We start from the raw sequence: 17,842 nt of genomic DNA, 5'->3' as shown, positions 1-17,842 counted from the left end.
GCCAGGACCGGCCGGACGAGCACGAGGGACACACACATGGCACGGATGCCGTCGGCCGAACGTCGCCGACAGCTGACGGAAGCGGCGATCAGGGCGATGGCCCGGGACGGCGTCGCCAAGACGACGACCCGGTCCATCGCCGCCGAGGCGGACGTGTCCCTGAGCGTCTTCCACTACTGCTTCGACTCCAAGCAGGCCCTGGTCGAGTCCGTCATCACGACCATCACCGACCACTACGTGACCGTCGTGAAGGAGGCCCTGAAGCCACGGGCCTCGCTGGAGGAGACCGTCCGGGCCGGCTTCCAGGCGTACTGGGACCACGTCCGCGCCCACCCCGACGAGCACATGCTCACCTACGAACTGACCCAGTACGCCCTGCGCCAGCCGGGGTTCGAGCACCTGGCACGGCGGCAGTACGAGCTGTACAGCGACACGTACGCGGAACTCATCGACCAGCTGGGCCGGTCGATGAACTTCCAACTCCGCGTGCCCGTCTCCGCGTTGGCCCGCTATCTGGCCGCCATGACCGACGGCCTGACCCTCAACTACCTCGTGCTCGGCGATGAGGCGGCCTGGACCGACATCCTCGACACGGTCACCGCCCACATCGCCGGCCTGGTGCACGCCGAAGGCGACCTGACAGGGGAGAAGCCCCGGCCCTAGACGGTGATGACGCCCGTCGTCCGCGCGCCGGTGAGGTTGTCGTAGACGACGTCACCGGTGGACTTCTCCCAGATCCTGATACGGAAGGTGTCCGGGCCGTCGGTGGCGATCACGCGGAAGCCGTAGCCGCCGGTGCCGTTCACCGTGCCGGAGCCCTGGTACACGGCCTGGGAGCCGGTGACCACGAGCCAGTCGGAGTCGGTGGAGCGGAACTGCAGTCTGGCCGGACCGAAGTCGAAGGACGCCTTTCCGGTGGGAGTGGTGGCCCCCTTCGCGTAGTACGCGGCGAAGGCGAAGGCGGCCTTGCCGGTCAGGTCCGGCTTGGCGGGGTAGGCGCCGGCCGGGGACGTGAAGATGCCGGTGCCGAGCGCGGGACCGGCGGCGCGGTCGTAGACGATCAGCTCGGCGAGCGACCTGCTGTCCGAGGCGCCGTCGACGTCGGTGACGGTGATCACCGGGCGGTGGATGCCGGCCTTGGTGTAGGTGTGCTCGGCCCGGCAGGTGCCGTCGTCGACCGTGCCGGGCGTGGGCTCGGTGCCGTCCTTCCAGCCGACCTCGCAGGTGTGGGTGTCGCCGACGTCCGGGTCACTGAACTCGGCGGTGACCGTGGTGCGTCGGCCGGCCGGCACGGGCGATGCCGGACCGGTCGCGGAACCGAGCACCGGGCTCCTGTTGACGACCGGGTCGATGCTCGTCAGGGTCGGGACGACCTTCTTGATCAGGCCCTCGGAGTCGAACTCCAGCTTGTCGACGGTCGTTTCGCGGTGGGTGCCGTCGCCGCCCGGGATCGCGAAGCGGTGGTAGGCGATGTACCACTCGTCGGTCTTCGGGACATGGACGACCGAGTGGTGGCCCGGGCCCTTGATACCGAGGGAGAGGTCCTTCTCCAGGATCACGCCGTGCTTGGTCCAGGGGCCGGTGGGGGAGGGGCCGGTGGCGTAGGCGACGCGGTAGTTCTCGTCGCGGGTGTCGTTCTCCGACCACATGAAGTAGTAGGCGCCCTTGCGCTTGATGACGAAGGTGCCCTCGTTGTACCCGCTGGGGGTCATGTCGGTGACCTTCGAGGAGTCGAAGGACACCATGTCGTCGTTCAGCGGCACGACGTACGCCCTGCCGTTGCCCCAGTAGAGGTACGACTGGCCGTCGTCGTCGGTGAAGACCGCCGGGTCGATCATCTGGCCGGTGTAGGCGCCGCGGGCGATGAGCGGCTTGCCCAGCGGGTCCTTGAACGGTCCGGTGGGCGAGTCCGACACCGCGACGCCGATGTTCGTGTCCGCCGAGAAGTAGAAGTAGTACTTCCCGTTCTTCTCGGCGATCGTCGGCGCCCAGGCCCGGCTGTCGGCCCAGCTGATGTCAGGACCGAGGTCGAGGATGACCCCGTGGTCCTTCCAGTGGACCAGGTCCTTGGAGGAGTACGCCTTGAACTGCGTGCCGCTCCAGCCCTCGAAGCCGTCGGTGGTCGGGTAGATGTAGAAGGTGTCGCCGAACCTGACGATGTTCGGGTCGGCGTTGAGCCCCGGCAGGACCGGGCTCTTCATCTCCAGAGCCTCGACCGTCCAGGTGCGCTTCTCCCCGTCCGAGCCGGTCACCTCGTACTTCACCGGCTCGGTGAAGTCGTGGAGCGTGCCGGAGGCCGGGCTGATGGACCCGCCGTGGGCGAGGGTGAACTCCGGGGCGAGCGCGGTGAGATCGCTGCCCTCGGTCAGCGGGAGGGTGATCTTGCTGTCCGCGTCGTCGATGATCGCGTCGACCTTCAGCGCGGGGTGGGTCGCCGTGGCGATGCCCGTGGTGTTTCCGCTGAGCTCCAGGACCTCGGCGGGCGACAGGGCCCGGTTGTAGATCCGGAAGTCGTCCACCTCGCCGCCGAAGTACGGGTCCGGGGAGTACAGGGACTTGCCGATGTAGCCGGAGTAGCCCTTCGACGCGTCGTAGAGCTCGGACGGCTTGATGGTGACCCCGGTCGCCCGGGCCGCCTCGATGCCGTTCACGTAGAGGACCGCCGTCTCGGCAGCGCTGTCCACCGTGACCGTGACGTGCTGCCACTCACCGGGGGTGAGCTGGGAGGCCGCCGTCATCTGCTTCTCGCCCGACCAGGTGGCCTTGGTGATCGCCGAGAACAGCTTGCCGCCGCCGTTGGAGGGTGAGGCGAAGAGGTACTTGTTGTTGTCGGGGCCCAGGCCGAAGAGCCACTGGAAGTTGTCCCCGCCCTTCCACTTGACGTGCGTGGAGACGGTGACACTGTCGGCGCCCTTCAGGACGCCGTTCGGAATCCTGACGTACGGCGAGGTGGTGGAGCTGCTGGAACCGCCGGACATCTTGAACGAGCCGCCGTCCACGCCGGTGCCGAAGTCCGGGGTGCGGACGTAGGTGCCGTGATAGCCGTGACCGCTGGAGTCGCGGGCGATGTTGCCGCCGGTCTCGTCGAAGTCGTAGCGCAGGACGAGGTCGGCGGGCACGTCGGGGCCCTCTTCCGAGACCGTGACCCCGGCCTTGACCTTGAGCGCGGCGCCGTCCGGCAGGCTGCCCTCCACCGTGAAGGTGCCGGCCTGCGCGTACGCCGAGGCGGGGACGTCGTCCCAGGTGACGGAGACGGGGCGCTTGACTCCGTCGGCGTACTCGGCGATGACGGTGGCCGGCAGGACCGGCGGGTCACCGATGCGCGTCTTCACCGAGATGTCCTCGACGCTCTCCACGAGCTGGTCGGGCTGGTAGGCGCGCAGCAGCCGGTCGTACTCGGCCTGGGTGACCGGGAGTACCGTGCCGTGCCGTGGCTTCGACGGGAGGTCGTAGCCGGTGGACGGGGTCCAGGTACCGGAGGCGAGGTCCGTGGTTTCGAAGGGGATGTAGCCGCGGCCGCCGAACTCGTCGAGGAAGGAGTACCACTTCTCCTCGGTGTTGGACTTGAAGACCAGCGGTCCCTCGGCGGCGTTCATCGCGCCCTTGCCGATGCCCTCCGCGACCGCGTCCCAGGACAGGTCGAGGAGCGAGTCGCTCTTCTCCTCGAAGATGAACTTGCTGTTGGGGGTGGACGACGTGTTGTTCCGCTCGTCCTTCGACAGGCGGTAGTACGTGCCCTCGTGCTGGATCACCGTGGAGTCGATGACCGAGTAGCCGCGGTCGATCCACACCTTGGGCTCGCTGAAGGTGTGGAAGTCACGGGTGGTCGCGTACATCATGCGGTTGTACGTGCTGCCGGAGTGCGCCTCGTTGTCGTACAGCTTCGACGCCCAGAAGACCACGTACTCGCCGCGCCCGGCGTCGTAGAACGCCTCCGGCGCCCAGGTGTTGCCCGCGCTGTCGGGCGACACCTTCACCAGCCGCTGGTCCGTCCAGTGGACCAGGTCGGTGGACTCCCAGACCATGATGGACTTGCTGCCGCTGCGCTGGGCGCCGTCCCAGTCGCCGTTGCCGTAGATCCTCAGGTCGGTGGCGATCTGGAAGAACTTGTCGCCCTCCGGGGAGCGGATGATGAACGGGTCGCGCAGGCCCTTCTCGCCGAGCGTGGAGGTCAGGACTGGTTTACCGTCGTTGATCTCCCGCCACTTCAGGGGGTCGTTGCCCTTGCTGAGGGCGGCGTAGAGCTGCTCGCCGTCCGAGGTGCCCTCGCCGGTGAAGTAGCTGAACATATAGCCCTTGAGGGCTGCCTTCGCGGGGAGTTCCGGCACCTCGGCGGTGAAGACACGGGTCGCCTTCGCCTCGCCCTTGGTGACGGTCGCGGTCAGCTCGACGGTGGTGCCGCCGGCGCCGTGCGCCGGGCGGTGGACCACGCCGTCGGCGGAGACGACGTCCGGCTGCGCGGAGGACCAGGTGACCTCGGTGCCGTGCGAACCGGCCGTCGGGAGGGGCAGGTTGCCGCGGACGTCGTCGAGGTTGTGGACGGTGAGGGACTCGGCGGCCTGCCGGGTGGCCGTCGCGTCGTCGAAGGCGGCCAGGACCGTGACGTCGAAGCTCTTGGTGTCGGTCACGGCGCCCTTCTTGAGGGTCGCCGTGAGCGTGGCGTGGGCGTCCGGTTCGCCGGCGGTGGGGCGGGTGACGGTGCCGGAAGCGGAGACGACGCCGGGGTTGTCGCTGGCCCAGCTGATCGTGGAGCCGCCGGCCGTACCGGTCCTCGGCAGGTCGAGATCGGCCGTGACGGCACTGGTGTCCCCAAGACCCAGCGCGGCCTTGTCGTCGGCGACGCCCTGCGTGGCGACGGGGAGCGCGAGCTGCTCGACCTCGGAGGCGGCGAGGGCCCGGTCGTACACCCGGAAGTCGCGCATCCTGCCCTTGAAGAGCTTGTCGCCGGAGTAGACGGACTTACCGAGGTGGTTGGCGGTGGTGGTGCCGGAGCCGATGGAGCCGGGGGTGATGGTGACCGACGTGTTGCGGCCGATCTCGACGCCGTCCTCGTACAGGACGCCGGTGGTGCCGGTCTGGGTGTAGGTGAGGTGCTTCCACACCGCGCGGGTCAGGTTGTGCCCGTCGGCGGGCCTGGTGGTCTGCTCCGTCGACCAGTTGCCGCTCGCGACGGACGTCCGGAAGCCGTTGCCGGTGGTGAACAGGTAGCCGTTCCCGCTGCCCCCACTGGAGTTGCCGAAGCCGTAGATGAAGTACGGCGTACTCTGCGCGGAGTCGATCAGCACGTCCGTCGAGACGGTGATCGAGGCCATGCCCTTCATGACGTCGTCCGGCGCCTTCACGTAGGTGTCGGAGCCGTTGAAGGCGAGCCCCTGACCGGTGCCCGACCAGTCGGCGGCGCCGTTCACCGTGCCGTCGCGGCCGTTGCCGGAGGCGTCGGGGACGGTGCTGCCGGAGGCGGCGTCGAGCTTGTACCAGAGGGCCAGGCCATCAGTGACGTCCGCGGTTTCCGCCGCCTGCACGGGGGTGACGGGTGCGGCGAGGCTCAGGAACAGCGACGCGACGGTCAGTCCGGCGAGGCGGCCCGCCCAGCGTCTCGCGCGGCTGCGCGGACGTGCGATGTACGGCATATGAAGATCCCTGCTGAGGCATGGCAGGGGCCCCGGCCGCGGCACCCCGTCGTTTCGGCTGTGTGACGTCGTGTTGCGAGAGTGTCAATCGGGGTGTGGTGCAGCGTCAAGAGGTTCCGAACAATGTGCGACCTGTCGAACGACTTGCGCGATGTCTTGACGTGTACTCGGCGTACTGGCTTCATGGGAGCGCTCCCAAGCTTTACTTCTGATGCCTGAGTTTCTTGGCGCTCACTCCCTGGAGTCGCAGTGAGAAGAACAAGAAGCACGACACGAAAGAACCCGTTGACCCGTCTGCTGGCCGGAGTCGCGGCCCTCGTCGGGCTCGTCGTCCTCGGTGTCCTGTGCCCGGCCGTCGCCCAGGCCGAGTCGCCGGGCGCCCAGGCCACCGGCCTGCACATCAGCGACGGCCGGCTGCTCGAAGGCAACGGCAACGACTTCGTCATGCGGGGCGTCAACCACGCCCACACCTGGTATCCGGGCGAGTTGCAGTCGCTCGCCGACGTCAAGGCGCTGGGCGCGAACACCGTCCGCGTCGTCCTCTCCGACGGGCACAGGTGGACCAGGAACAGCCCCGAGGACGTGGCCAATGTCGTCGCCCAGTGCAAGGCGAACCGGCTGATCTGTGTGCTGGAGGTGCACGACACCACCGGCTACGCGGAGGAGGCCGCGGCCGGGACCCTCGACCACGCGGCCGACTACTGGATCGGCCTGAAGGACGTCCTCGCCGGCGAAGAGAACTACGTCATCGTCAACATCGGCAACGAGCCCTGGGGCAACACCAACCCCGAAGGCTGGACCGAGCCCACCATCGCCGCGGTCAAGAAACTGCGCAACGCCGGGTTCGAGCACACGATCATGGTGGACGCGCCCAACTGGGGCCAGGACTGGCAGGGCGTCATGCGCGCCAACGCCCAGTCCGTCCACGCCGCCGACCCCACCGGCAACCTGATCTTCTCGATCCACATGTACAGCGTCTTCGACACGGCCCAGGAGATCACCGACTATCTCAACGCCTTCGTCAACGCCGGACTGCCCATCCTGATCGGCGAGTTCGGCGGCCCGGCCGACCAGTGGGGCGACCCGGACGAGGACACGATGATGGCCGCCGCCCAGCAGCTCGAGCTGGGCTACCTGGCGTGGTCCTGGAGCGGCAACACCGACCCGATCCTCGACCTGTCGGTCGGCTTCGACCCCAACCGGCTCAGCTCCTGGGGGCAGCGCATCTTCAATGGCGCCAACGGCATCGCCCAGACCGCCAAGGAAGCCACCGTCTACGGCGGCGGAAACCCGGGCGACACCCAGGCGCCGACCACCCCCGGCACCCCGACCGCCTCCGCCGTGACGGCCACGTCCGTCACCCTCACCTGGTCCGCCGCCACCGACAACGTTGCCGTCACCGGCTACGACGTCGTCCGCGTCAGCGCCGGCTCCGAGACCAAGGTGGCCGCGTCCGTCGGCACCAGCGCCACCATCAGCGGCCTCACCGCCGACACGGCGTACACCTTCGCCGTCTACGCCCATGACGCCGCCGGGAACCGCTCGGCGCGCTCGGCCACGGTGAACGTGACCACCGACGAGGGCGGCAGCACGCCCGTCGGGTCCTGCTCCGTCGGATACCGCGTCGTCAACGAGTGGCCGGGCGGATTCCAGGGGGAGATCGTCCTCCGCAACACCGGCACGGCCGCCATCAGCGGCTGGACGCTGGGCTTCAGCTTCGCCGACGGCCAGACCATCTCCAACATGTGGGGCGGGACCCCCACGCAGAACGGCGGCACGGTGACCGTCACACCGGCCTCGTACACCTCCACCATCGCCGCCGGCGGCTCGGTCACCGTCGGCTTCACCGGCAGCCGGGGCGGCACCAACACCGCCCCGGCCGCGTTCACCCTCAACGGCGCTTCCTGCGCGACCACTTGACCGGTCGTTCCCGCTGACCGGCGAGGGCACCGGCCCTCGCCGGTCGAGCCTCAGCGCCGTACGAGTTCGATCCGGTACTTCCTCGTCTGCGACCCGTCCTCACTGGTCACGGACACGACCGCCACGGTCCGACGCGACTCGGTGGTCTTCTCGACCTCGACGGTCGCATACGGGTCGCGTGCCGTCGCCGTGACCACCGCCCGCCTCGGGTCGTCGGTGACGACGCGGTAGCCGGCCGTGCCGGGGTCGAACGACGCGACCGGCAGCCCGGCCACCTCGACCGAAGCGGCGGCGGCGTCCGAGGAGACGCCGGGGGTCCTGGCGTACACCTCGATCTCGCTCATGGTGAGGTAGCCGCCCTGACGTGCGGTCATGACCACGCGCACCCCGGTCGCCGGCCCGGCCTCCAGCGGGACGTCGACCACCGGTGTGCCCTCGGTGCCGACCGCGATGGCGTCGCTCGCGTCCACCCAGGTGCCGTCACCGGCCCTCCGCACCTGCACCTTCAGGCTCTCGGGGAAGGAGGCGGTGGTCCCGTCCCGGTGGAAGTGCGCCACGATCCGGTTCAGGTCGCGTGCCGCCGGCAGCGTGAAGGTGATGGTGTCGGACGGGTTCTTGGTGTTCCCCGGCTTCCAGTTGGACCAGGCCTTCTCGGAGAGGTTGCCGTTGCGCAGACGCTCCGCGGAGTAGCCGTTCTCGGTGAAGGTGGCGGCGACGGAGACACCGTCGTCCGGTGCGATGTTGGCTTCCGCCGGTGCGGTGACCTGCACCCGTACGGTCGCGTCGACCGTACTGCCGTCGACGATCCGTGCTGTGCCGCGCAGCGTCACGACGCCGGTGGTGTCGAACGCCCCGCCGGGTGCCGAGTCCCAGGTCACGGGCAGATCGGCCCTGCCGTCGTGCTTGCCTACGCCGACCACCGTGGACGGGAGTTCGGGCTTCCCGCCCGTGTAGGTCTTGGCGCGGCCCGGGAGGGTCGAGGCGATCGTGTCGACGGTGACGACCGCCTTCGCGGGGATCGTCCGCCCGAGCGGATCCGTCGCCCTGCCCGTGACGCGTACCGTGCCGGGATCGCTCCACTTCCGGTCCGGCGGCAGGTTCCACACCACGGGGAGGGAGCCCCGGGCACCGTCCCGGTACACCGGTGTCACCGTCTCCGGGAGCTTCGGCGCCAGCCCGGGGACGGTGAACGCATCGGCCGGCTCGGTGCGCAGCACCGTCTCGTCGGTCACAGCCCAGCGCTGATTCGCCGCCGACGTCGGGGTGTACGTCGACACCTTGGCGCCGTCCGCCGACGACTGCCCGGTGACGTCGAGGAGTCGGCCGGTGGCGGCGTTCACGAACGTCCAACTGCCGTCGCCGGTCGTCGACATGATCCACTGCGCCGCTTCGTCGGCCGGGCTGCCGTCCGGGTCCTCCAGGACGGCCTGGTTGTCGCGTACCGCGAGCCGTTTGCCGGTCGTGGCGGTGGTGAGGGCGTAGCGCTCGCGGTGGTCGGTGCCCGGGGTCAACTGCCGGACGGACCACAGCTGTTCGGCGCTTCCGGCGTCGGCCGTGCGGATGACGACACCGCTGCCGTCGGCCGACGGAGCCAGCGACTTGCCGCTCTGCGCACCCTGCAGCCGGTAGACATGGCCGCGCTGCACCAGGGCGGCATCCCTCGCCACGCCCCTGACGCCGTCGACCAGGAAGGTGGTGACCGACTTCGCGGGGACGTCGAGCGTGGCCGAGCGGTCGGTGACGCGGACCGGTGTGCCCCGGACGAGGGCGCCGTCGGCGCTCGTCACCACGGGTGTGACAGTGGCCTTCGAGGAGACCCTGCCGAAGCGCGAGAGGTCGAGGGTCACGGAGCGCGCGGACGTGCCGCCGTTCACGTGCACCACGGTCGCCGCACGCCCCGACATCTTCACCGCGGCGACGCTGGAGGGGTCGTCGACCTTCACGAAGTGATCGCCGGGACGGATGTGGTGGGTGAAGTTCCGGATGGTGTGGAACTTGGAGTTGGCGCGGATCGGGCAGGTCTCCAGGGTGTCCTCGGCCGTGCAGTTGAACGGGACGTGGATGCTGCCCCAGTTCTTGCCCGCCGCGGCCTGCGGGATGGAGTCCTCGACGGGCTGCCAGAACACCCAGGCGGAGGGCTCCAGTTCCCGCATGTCGTCGACCATCCGGGTGGCGATGCCCAGCCCCGGCTCCATGCTGGTGAAGTCGGTGCCCGTGCCCCAGGTGCCCTCGACCTCGCTCATCCACAGCTTCTTGTCCGCGCCCTTGGCGATGTCCCGGGCGCTGGTGCGCTGGCTCGTGCCGTAGGTGTGCACGTTGAGCTGGTCGACGGCGGCGCGCGCGGTGCTGTCGTACGCGTTCCAGTTCTGCGTGAAGATGCCGGGGTTGGTCTCGTCCATCGCGGAGATCTCGGCCTCGGTCCGTGCTTCGTCGAGCGCCTTGTCGAGGGCGAGGATCACCTTCTGCTGGAGCTCCGGGCCGGCGTGCGCGCCTTCCTGCCGTCCGCCCGTGGGCTGGCCGTCGGCGCCCAACTGGGTGCCCCAGTAGGGGGTGTTGGGCTCGTTGAGCGGGTCGATGGTGTCGAAGTCGATACCGTGCTCCTGCTCCAGGCGCTCGGACACCCGTACCAGGTAGGTGGCGAAGTCGTCGACGCGGTCGGCGCGGATCTGGTCCGCGCTGGAGTCGAAGCCGCCGGAGACATAGCCGCTGACCGTCTGGAACCAGGGCGGTGAGTTGCTGAACGCCTCCCAGCGGGTGATCTTCCGCTTGATCTGGTCCACCCACCAGCGCTGGCCCGCGTCGGCGTCCCAGTCCCAGTGGTCCGGGTTGTTCGGGTCCCACCACTCCATGTCCTTCTGGGTGGTCCCCGCGGGGGCCTTCCAGAAGCCCTCCATGGTCGCGCCGGCCTTCATGTAGTCCTTGCGGACGTCGGGGGCGTTGCCGCCGCCGATGTTGTAGCGCGCGATGTTGAGGGCGAGCCCGTCCTCGCCGAACAGCATGTCGACGAGCTGTCTTCGGATGGGTTCCGGGTAGCCGCCCGTGGCATTGGCGAACCAGACGAGACTGGTCCCCCAGCCCTCGAACTCCTGCTGCTGGTACGAGGGGTCGATCCGCACCGTGACCGCGCTCTGCGGCGCTGTGGCCGCGGTGGCGGCGGGGGCGGAGACGAGACCTGCGGCGAGGACCAGGGGGACGGTTGGGGCCAACGCCTGGGCGATGCGATGTCGGCTGGACACGGAACTCCCTTCCAGAACACGGAGACGCACAGAATCGACCAGAAGCAATCGAGTCCAAGGCATGCTTGACGACGAAAATGAACACGTCAAGACATTGCGCAGGCTCCGGCCGGGAAGAGGTGCCGTCCGTCACGCGCCGTGCGGACTCGGCGGAACGGCCCGGTTGTTGAGGTCGACCGACAGGAAGATGTCGTTGGCGACGGGAGTGCGGATCTCCTCGGCGAGCTGGCCGATGAGCCCAGCCGTACGGGCGAGCAGGGCGAAGGCGCGGAGCAGCTCCAGCGGCAGGCCGAGGTCGGCGAGCGCCGCACCGCACACTCCCGCGCCGTTGAGCGGCAGCGTCCGGCCCAGCACCTGTGGGTGGACCCGTCCGATGGCCGCGAACAGGGAGAGGTGCGGGCCGAACAGCCCTTCCTCGGTGGCGATCCGGAACAGCCTCGGGGTGCGCGGGTCGCCCTCCTTGTGGACGTGGTGCCCGAGACCGGGGATCTTCGTCCGGGCCTCGCGCGCGGAGCGTACGGTGGCCAGGGCGAGCTCGTCCCAGCCGGCCTCGTCGGCCGGGTGACCGTCCGCCGCCGCGGACAGGGCCTCGTGCAGGAACCGGCCGCAGTCCTCGGTCACACCGAGGAAGCGTGAACCCCCGCCGAGGAGCCCGGCGGCCAGGGCTCCCTGGACGGAGTCGGGCGCCGACAGAAACGTCAGCCGGGCGGTGATCGCGGTCGGGGTGAAGCCGTGGTCGGCCAGCGCCGCGAGCACGGCCTCGAACACCCGTGTCTGCCCGGGCGTCGGACGGCGCTGGGTGGCCAGCCAGAACGCCAGTTCGCCGAACCCCACCTTCCCCATCACGTCCTCGGCGAGGTCCTGCCCGAGCAGGGTGATGCCGTTCAGGGACGACGCCCCGAGCGCGGTCGGGTACTCAGTCATCGGCCTTCTCCAGCCATGTGCGCAGTTCCGCCCCGTGCTCGTCCAACCCGGGCGGGGGCAGCCGGTAGACAGCGGGGGTCTCCGAGAAGCGGATCGGATGCCGGGTGGTGGGCACGGCCCGGTCCGCCTCGCCGACCTCGACGACCGGGTCGAGCCCGAAGCGCTCCGCCATCGCGAACCCGCCGTCGATGGTGTTGATGGGCCCGCACGGCACCCCGGCGTCCACGAGCAGGTCGAACCACTCCAGCGCGGTCCTCGTCCGCAACCGCTCGACCAGCAGCGGCCGGAGCTCCTCGCGCCGCTCGGTGCGGTCGGCGTTGTGCCGGAAACGGGGATCGTCGGCGGCCTCGGGCATGCCGAGCACCTCGCACAGCCTGCGGAACTGGCCGTCGTTCGCGGCGGTGACGATCAGGTCGCCGTCGGCGGTCGGCAGCGGCTCGTAGGGGAAGACACTGGGGTGCGCGTTGCCCATCCGGTAGGGCACGGTGCCGCCGGCCACATGGGCGGAGCTGTGGTTGACCAGTCCGGTCAGCGCCGACGACAGCAGGTTCACCTCGACGAGCTGGCCTCGGCCGGTGGCGTCGCGGTGCCGCAGCGCGGCGAGGATCCCGACGACGGCGTGATTGCCCGCCATGACGTCGAAGACCGAGATCCCCGCCCGGTACGGCGGGCCCTCCGGGTCACCGGTGAGGCTCATCAGCCCGGAGACGGCCTGCACCATCAGGTCGTAGCCGGGCACCTTGCGGCCGGGGCCGGTTCCGAAACCGCTGATCGACGCGTACACCACGCCCGGGTTGCCGGCGCTCACCGAGGCGTGGTCCAGGCCGTACTTGGCCAGCCCGCCCGGCTTGAAGTTCTCGATCAGCACATCCGCACGCCGGGCCAGTTCCCTGGCCAGCCGTGCGTCCGTGTCGTCACGGAGATCGAGCGCGATGGACCGCTTGCCGCGGTTGATCCCCAGGTAGTAGGTCGACACACCGTCACGCACCGGCGGCATCCAACTGCGTGTGTCGTCCCCGCCCGGCCCCTCGACCTTCACCACGTCGGCGCCGAGATCGGCCAGCAGCATCGTGGCGTACGGACCCGCCAGGACCCGCGAGAAGTCCGCCACCAGCAGTCCGTCGAGCGGTCCGCGGGTGCCTGAACCGCTGCCCATGGGCTACGCCTCCTCGTGCCGCACGGCGACGCCTTCGCCGCGGTACTTGCTGTAGGTGTACGGGTTGGAGATCAGCTCGGTCTCGGGGATCTGCGGCTCCACGGCCTCCCGCCAGGCGTCCTCGCCCATCGTGGCGCGGGCGTGCTCGACGGTCGCGGCGACGGCCGTACGGGCGCGGTCCAGGTCCACGCCGACCAGCTCGTGGGCGTACTTCACGACGGTGCCGTTGACGAGCACGGTGTGTACGTCGGCGCGGGTGGCCTGGTAGACGACATGCCCGTACGGGTGCAGCACCGGGTACATCGCCGGGCTGCGGTCGTTCTTGAGCAGCACCAGGTCGGCCTTCTTGCCCGGCGTCAGCGAACCGATCGTGTCGGAGAGGCCGAGCACCCCGGCGCCGCCGATCGTGGCCCACTCCACGACGTCCCGGGCCCGCAGCCGGTGATGCACCACCGTCTCCCCGCCCGCGTGCGCAGCCATGTGCTCGCGGGTCCGGTCGGCCGAGAGGGTGGCGCGCATGGCCGAGAACAGGTCGGCGCTGAACCACACGCTGGTGTCCATCGACAGCGACACGGGGATGCCGTGGCGGCGCAGCCGCCAGGTGGGCGGGTAGCCCTGGCCCGCGTTGTGCTCGCTCTCCGCCGACACCGAGACGGTGCCGCCCGAGGCGGCGATCCGGTGGTACGAGTCCTCGCTGAGCGTCGCCGAGTGCACATAGGTGACGTCCGGCGTCATGAACCCGTGGTCCCACATCAGCCGGATGCCGTTGTCGTCGGTCGCGCCCCACACGCCCGCGTGGGTGGTCACCGGCAGTCCCAGCTCGCGGGCCGCCTCGAACGCCCCCTTCTCGGGGAACGCGTCGTCACCGGTGACGTCGAAGGCGAGCTGCAGGCCCAGCATGTCGTCCCGCGCGGAGAAGTTGCGGTCCACGAAGGCGCGGAACTCAGGGGAGTTGGCCCACTCCCAGGGCGCTCCGAGCAGGTTGCCGTAGGCCAGCACGAAGCGGCCGGGCACCCCGCGCAGTGCCGCGACGGCCGCGTCCCCGTGCTCGGGGGTCTGCAGGCCGTGCGACCAGTCCACCGTGGTGGTGACACCCGCGTCGATCGCCTCGAGCCCGGACAGCAGATTGCCGGCGTGGATGTCCTCCGGGCGGAAGATCTTGCCCCAGTTGAGGTAGTAGAAGACGAAGTACTGCGACAGCGTCCAGTCCGCGCCGAGGCCGCGCAGCGCCGTCTGCCACATGTGCCGGTGCGTGTCGACCATGCCGGGCATGAGGATGCCGCCGGAACAGTCCACCACCACCGCGTCGTCCGGGGCCTGGAGATCCCGCCCGACCCGCTCGATCCGCTCGCCGCGGACCAGGACGTCGCCCCGTTCGAGCAGGCCGACCGACGGATCCATGGACAGGACGGTCGCGTCGCGGAACAGGACGGGGCGCCCCGGGGCGAAGTCCTCGGCGCGCGGTTCTTCGATCGTCATGCGGTCACCTCGTCGTCGGTGGTGTGAGCCTGGGGCTGGAGCACGAAGTCGAACTCGGCGTGCAGATAGGGCTCGTCGATCGTGCCGCCGTCGGGACAGGCGCCGGCCGGCCGCTCCGTGAAGCGCACGATCAGCTCGTCCTTCGTGCCGAACACGACGTCGGTGTCGAGGAATTCGGCACCCTGCTGGAACAGGTGGGTGATGAGCTTCTGGTGGCCGGGGTGGTCGATCAGGAAGTGGATGTGCGCGGGACGGAAGTAGCTGATGTCGGTCCCGCTGATCAGGCCGCCGACCGGGCCGTCCATCGGGATCGCGTAGCCGCGCGGTGCGATGGTGCGCACGCAGTACGTGCCGTCCGCGCGCGTCCGGTACGTCGCGCGCAGCCGCGCCTCGTCGATCTCCGGCAGCTGGGCCTCGTACGTGCCGTCGGCGTCGGCCTGCCACACGTCCAGGACGACGTCGGGCAGCGGCGTGCCGGCGAGGTCCAGCACGCGGCCGGTGACGAACAGCGGGGTGCCCGGGACGCCGTCGGACATGTCGGCCCCGAACGGTGCCGCGGGCGAGCCGTCGATGTGGAAGGGGCCGAGCACCGTCGCCGGCGTCGCGTCCGCCGAGAAGCGGTGGTTCAGCTGGACGACGAGCGTGCTCAGGCCGAGTACGTCCGAGGCGAGGATGAACTCCTGGCGCTTGTCGTCACTGATCCGCCCGGTCGCGGTGAGCCAGTCGACCGCCGCCGCCCACTCCTCCCCGGTGAGCTCGACCTCGCGGGCGTACGCGTGGAGGTGCCGCACCAGCGCCGTCATCAGCTCGGCGAGCCGGGGCGAGCGGGCGGTGGCCCAGCGTTTCACCGCGAGGTCGGTGAGGTTGCCCTCCGTCACGAAGGCCATGGAATCCTCCTTGATTCGATCAACCTTGGCCGCTGTGCGGACTATCGTCCGTACAGCGGACACACCATGGTGCATGGTTGATGCGTAAATCAAGTCCTCGTTTGCCCGCCATGGCAGATCAGGCCAGGAGCTGCTCGGAGACGTCCCAGAGCTGTGCGGCCGCCTTCCGGTCCAGGGCGTGCGCCGCGACGCCGGTGTTGGTGTCGGGCCGGTGCGGGACGGCCTCGTTGCAGTCCTCGAAGTAGCGGCCGGTGACACCGTCGAGCAACGGGGAGGCCGCATCAGGTTGGCCTGGATGCCGCCCGGCCTCAGCGCGTCGGCCGTGATCCCGTCGCCGGCCCGGTGCTGCGCAGCTCGATGAAGTGGGGGTCCTCGAAGACGACCGGCGAGAAGAGGTGCCCGCTGGAGCTCACCGACACCACCCGCGCCCCGCCGGCCGCGGCGAGCGCGCCGTGCAGCCCAAGTTGACCGCGCGGCCGATGGCAGAGCGGGTGGTGCTGTCCTGGCTGGTGATCACGCGGGAGACGGTCGCCGAGCTGATGGCTGAGACCTCTTGCGAGGAGACCGAGGCCGGGGTGGCGGACGCCGGGGAGGCAGTCCCGCTTGCTGTGCAGACTGTCGTCGCCGTACGTGGGGTGGAACCGCATGGTCGGGGTGCTGACCGTGCCACGGTGGCAGCCTGCCTCCCATCGCCTTCCGCGATGTCCACTTCCAGATCCCGGGCCAGGCGTACCGGTGCGCGGCCGTGGAGAACATCCAGGTCCACGGCGGCATCGGCGTCACCTGGGAGCGCCCGGCTCATCTGGACTTACGGCGCGCCAAGTCCTCAAGTCCTGACAGTAGCTCCTCTTCGGCGGCCCGGCCGTCTACCAGGAGCGGCTGCTCGACCGGGCCCGTCATCTGTGGCGTGGGTCAGGCCGGTCGGATCAACGCGGGCCGGACAGGACGTGAGCGGTGCTGGGCAGGCTCTTGTTGGATGTGGCCTTGGTCTTCTTCGGAGTGGCGGTGACCACGGCAGTGCCGTCCTTGCAGTGATCGGCCTTCTCCGCCGCCGTCATGGGGCGGGAGACCCAGTCGACGACACCCATCTCCTGGGGGACGGGACCGGTGGCGACGAAGTCACGGACGTACCAGATGTAGTGACCCCATTTGCGGTCCTTGTACGTCACCGTGTACTCACCCCCCGCGGTCTGCATCTTGGTGTTCCGGTTGACCCAGCCGACCTCCCCGGCCGGGACGGTGAGGTCCGTTTCGTCGGCCACCCTGCTCTCCCAGCTCCACTCGTGTCCGTAAGTGGTCTGGAAGCTGAGGCTGTACTCCCCGCCGGTCAGGACATTTCCGATCTTGTAGCTGGCTCCCAGCTCGACGCTGAGCGAGTTCTTGCCGCCGGTCGTGTCCCACCAGCTCATCTTCTTCTGCTGCTCGATGCTGGTGCAGTTGTACGCGCGGGCCACCTCGTGGACCCCGCCGTAGCTGTAGGTGACGTCGCCCTTGTGCTCGAACTTGCAGGTCGCGATCTTCTCGTCGCAGTCCGCGAAGAGCTGGGCGGCGGTGGGCGACTCCGCGTAGTTCCACTGGATGGAGCTGGTCAGGTTGTCCACACCGTCCCCGACCGAGAGCTGGCCGCCGATCTGCCAGCTGGTGGAGTCGCCCTTCAGCCCGGGGTCGGCGAAGTGCCGGGCCTGGCAGTCGTTGAAGGTCTGGTACGAGCTGATGGCGTCGTTGAACTCGGCGGGCACCTGGTCGACCTGGAAGCCCGGCCCGTCGGGGGTGCACTTGCTCTCGGCGGTGAAGCTCATGGACTTGCCCGTGTGGTTCGCGTCCAGGTACTCGGTGCCGATGACGACGGACGACTCCGCGGCCGGCTCCGCATCGGCCCGCAGCTCTGCGGCGGTGCCCGCAACGTCGATCTTCTTCTGGAAGGCCGGGTTGGCGACGGCTGTGCGGACGTCCAGCGGAGCGTCCTTGACCCGGCCGTCCGTGGCCGCCGCGATGGCCGCCCGATAGGTCGGGAAACATTGCACGGGACCGCCGGATACATCGACGGTGCAATGTGATCCGGCTGCCTGTGAACCGGGCTCGGTGGTGGTCGCCAACGCCGTGATCGGCACGGTCAGGGCCAGCACACTGGTCCCCGCTGCCGCAATGATCACGGTCTTCTTGGAACTGCTCTTCATCCGGTGCTTCATCTGCGGTTTGCCTCTTCGGGGCCAGGGGGGTCGCCGGCCAGCCGCACGAGCAATGACTGGGCCAGTGCTGATGGACAGGGAGGCTAGTTCAGCGCATCACGAGGCTTCTGGGGCTTGAGGGAAATCTGAGGTGAAACCGAGGTGCCTGGTACCAAGTTGGCGCGCATCCGGGGCTGCCATCAGGAAGCCCCTGTCGCCGCAGCTGTATGCCACCGCGGAGTCCAGTTGGGGTCCGGAAAGACGACAGCTTCTGAGCTTGGCGTTTAACCTCGCAGGTCACCCGACCTGCTGATCTGTGGTTCTTCCCGGGACAGCGGGGGCGGCCGTTCTCCACGCTTCGGGATGTCGAGTAACGAAGTACGAGAGAACGGCCGCTGCTGATGAGTTTCCCTGCCGCTCCGTCCGCGAGCGAGGCGTTGGA

At 69.4% G+C, this 17,842-nt stretch carries 11 protein-coding genes; 2 read left to right on the top strand and 9 right to left on the bottom strand.

The annotated features are described in order from the left end of the window. Positions 1-36 precede the first annotated feature (36 nt). Positions 37-663 carry a TetR/AcrR family transcriptional regulator gene (locus AQJ91_RS46035; protein WP_067035617.1) on the top strand — a complete coding sequence of 209 codons (627 nt, stop codon included), beginning with the start codon at positions 37-39 and terminating at the stop codon, positions 661-663. Here AQJ91_RS46035 and AQJ91_RS46030 read toward each other — a convergent pair. Next, entirely contained in the window at positions 660-5,630 is a 4,971-nt protein-coding gene (locus AQJ91_RS46030) for a family 43 glycosylhydrolase (RefSeq protein ID WP_067035614.1), read from the bottom strand. The genes AQJ91_RS46035 and AQJ91_RS46030 overlap by 4 nt on opposite strands. A gap of 249 nt (positions 5,631-5,879) precedes the next feature. Between AQJ91_RS46030 and AQJ91_RS46025 the strand changes: the two genes are divergently transcribed. Beyond that, positions 5,880-7,550, top strand: coding sequence for a cellulase family glycosylhydrolase (locus AQJ91_RS46025; protein ID WP_067035611.1), 1,671 nt, complete (start codon positions 5,880-5,882; stop codon positions 7,548-7,550). Positions 7,551-7,600: 50 nt separating this feature from the next. Here AQJ91_RS46025 and AQJ91_RS46020 read toward each other — a convergent pair whose 3' ends face one another. The 8 genes from AQJ91_RS46020 to AQJ91_RS45990 form a co-directional block, all read right to left on the bottom strand. After that, positions 7,601-10,786 carry a glycoside hydrolase gene (locus AQJ91_RS46020; protein WP_234383435.1) on the bottom strand — a complete coding sequence of 1,062 codons (3,186 nt, stop codon included), beginning with the start codon at positions 10,784-10,786 and terminating at the stop codon, positions 7,601-7,603. A gap of 129 nt (positions 10,787-10,915) precedes the next feature. Next, positions 10,916-11,710, bottom strand: coding sequence for a citryl-CoA lyase (locus AQJ91_RS46015; protein WP_067035605.1), 795 nt, complete (start codon positions 11,708-11,710; stop codon positions 10,916-10,918). Continuing rightward, positions 11,703-12,866 (bottom strand): CaiB/BaiF CoA transferase family protein, encoded by a 1,164-nt coding sequence (locus tag AQJ91_RS46010; RefSeq protein ID WP_067035602.1) that lies wholly within the window; start codon positions 12,864-12,866, stop codon positions 11,703-11,705. The genes AQJ91_RS46015 and AQJ91_RS46010 overlap by 8 nt, the downstream gene beginning before the upstream one ends. Before the next feature lie 3 nt (positions 12,867-12,869). Beyond that, positions 12,870-14,345 (bottom strand): amidohydrolase family protein, encoded by a 1,476-nt coding sequence (locus AQJ91_RS46005; RefSeq protein WP_067035599.1) that lies wholly within the window; start codon positions 14,343-14,345, stop codon positions 12,870-12,872. Continuing rightward, entirely contained in the window at positions 14,342-15,232 is an 891-nt protein-coding gene (locus AQJ91_RS46000) for a dioxygenase family protein (RefSeq protein WP_067035596.1), read from the bottom strand. The genes AQJ91_RS46005 and AQJ91_RS46000 overlap by 4 nt, the downstream gene beginning before the upstream one ends. Positions 15,233-15,350: 118 nt before the next feature. Further along, complete coding sequence (locus tag AQJ91_RS54205; RefSeq protein WP_159054815.1) at positions 15,351-15,500, bottom strand: hypothetical protein; 150 nt, start codon at positions 15,498-15,500, stop codon at positions 15,351-15,353. Positions 15,501-15,540: 40 nt separating this feature from the next. Further along, positions 15,541-15,879, bottom strand: coding sequence for a hypothetical protein (locus tag AQJ91_RS45995; RefSeq protein ID WP_067035591.1), 339 nt, complete (start codon positions 15,877-15,879; stop codon positions 15,541-15,543). 279 nt (positions 15,880-16,158) lie between these two features. After that, a complete protein-coding gene (locus AQJ91_RS45990) occupies positions 16,159-17,409 on the bottom strand; it encodes a hypothetical protein (RefSeq protein WP_067035588.1) in 1,251 nt (416 codons plus the stop codon). Positions 17,410-17,842: the final 433 nt, after the last annotated feature.

Origin of the sequence: Streptomyces dysideae (genome assembly GCF_001514305.1) — a bacterium.
GTDB classification, from domain to species: domain Bacteria; phylum Actinomycetota; class Actinomycetes; order Streptomycetales; family Streptomycetaceae; genus Streptomyces; species Streptomyces dysideae.
Note: the sequence above shows the minus strand (reverse complement) of the source record. Positions and strands in the feature narration are given on the sequence as shown.

What these genes read in the sequence shown, in the direction of transcription:
- AQJ91_RS46035 (WP_067035617.1), top strand. Translation starts at nt 37, where the DNA reads ATGGCACGGATGCCGTCGGCCGAACGTCGCCGACAGCTGACGGAAGCG.
- AQJ91_RS46030 (WP_067035614.1), bottom strand. Translation starts at nt 5,630, where the DNA reads ATGCCGTACATCGCACGTCCGCGCAGCCGCGCGAGACGCTGGGCGGGC.
- AQJ91_RS46015 (WP_067035605.1), bottom strand. Translation starts at nt 11,710, where the DNA reads ATGACTGAGTACCCGACCGCGCTCGGGGCGTCGTCCCTGAACGGCATC.
- AQJ91_RS46010 (WP_067035602.1), bottom strand. Translation starts at nt 12,866, where the DNA reads ATGGGCAGCGGTTCAGGCACCCGCGGACCGCTCGACGGACTGCTGGTG.
- AQJ91_RS46005 (WP_067035599.1), bottom strand. Translation starts at nt 14,345, where the DNA reads ATGACGATCGAAGAACCGCGCGCCGAGGACTTCGCCCCGGGGCGCCCC.
- AQJ91_RS46000 (WP_067035596.1), bottom strand. Translation starts at nt 15,232, where the DNA reads ATGGCCTTCGTGACGGAGGGCAACCTCACCGACCTCGCGGTGAAACGC.
- AQJ91_RS45995 (WP_067035591.1), bottom strand. Translation starts at nt 15,879, where the DNA reads ATGCGGTTCCACCCCACGTACGGCGACGACAGTCTGCACAGCAAGCGG.
- AQJ91_RS45990 (WP_067035588.1), bottom strand. Translation starts at nt 17,409, where the DNA reads ATGAAGAGCAGTTCCAAGAAGACCGTGATCATTGCGGCAGCGGGGACC.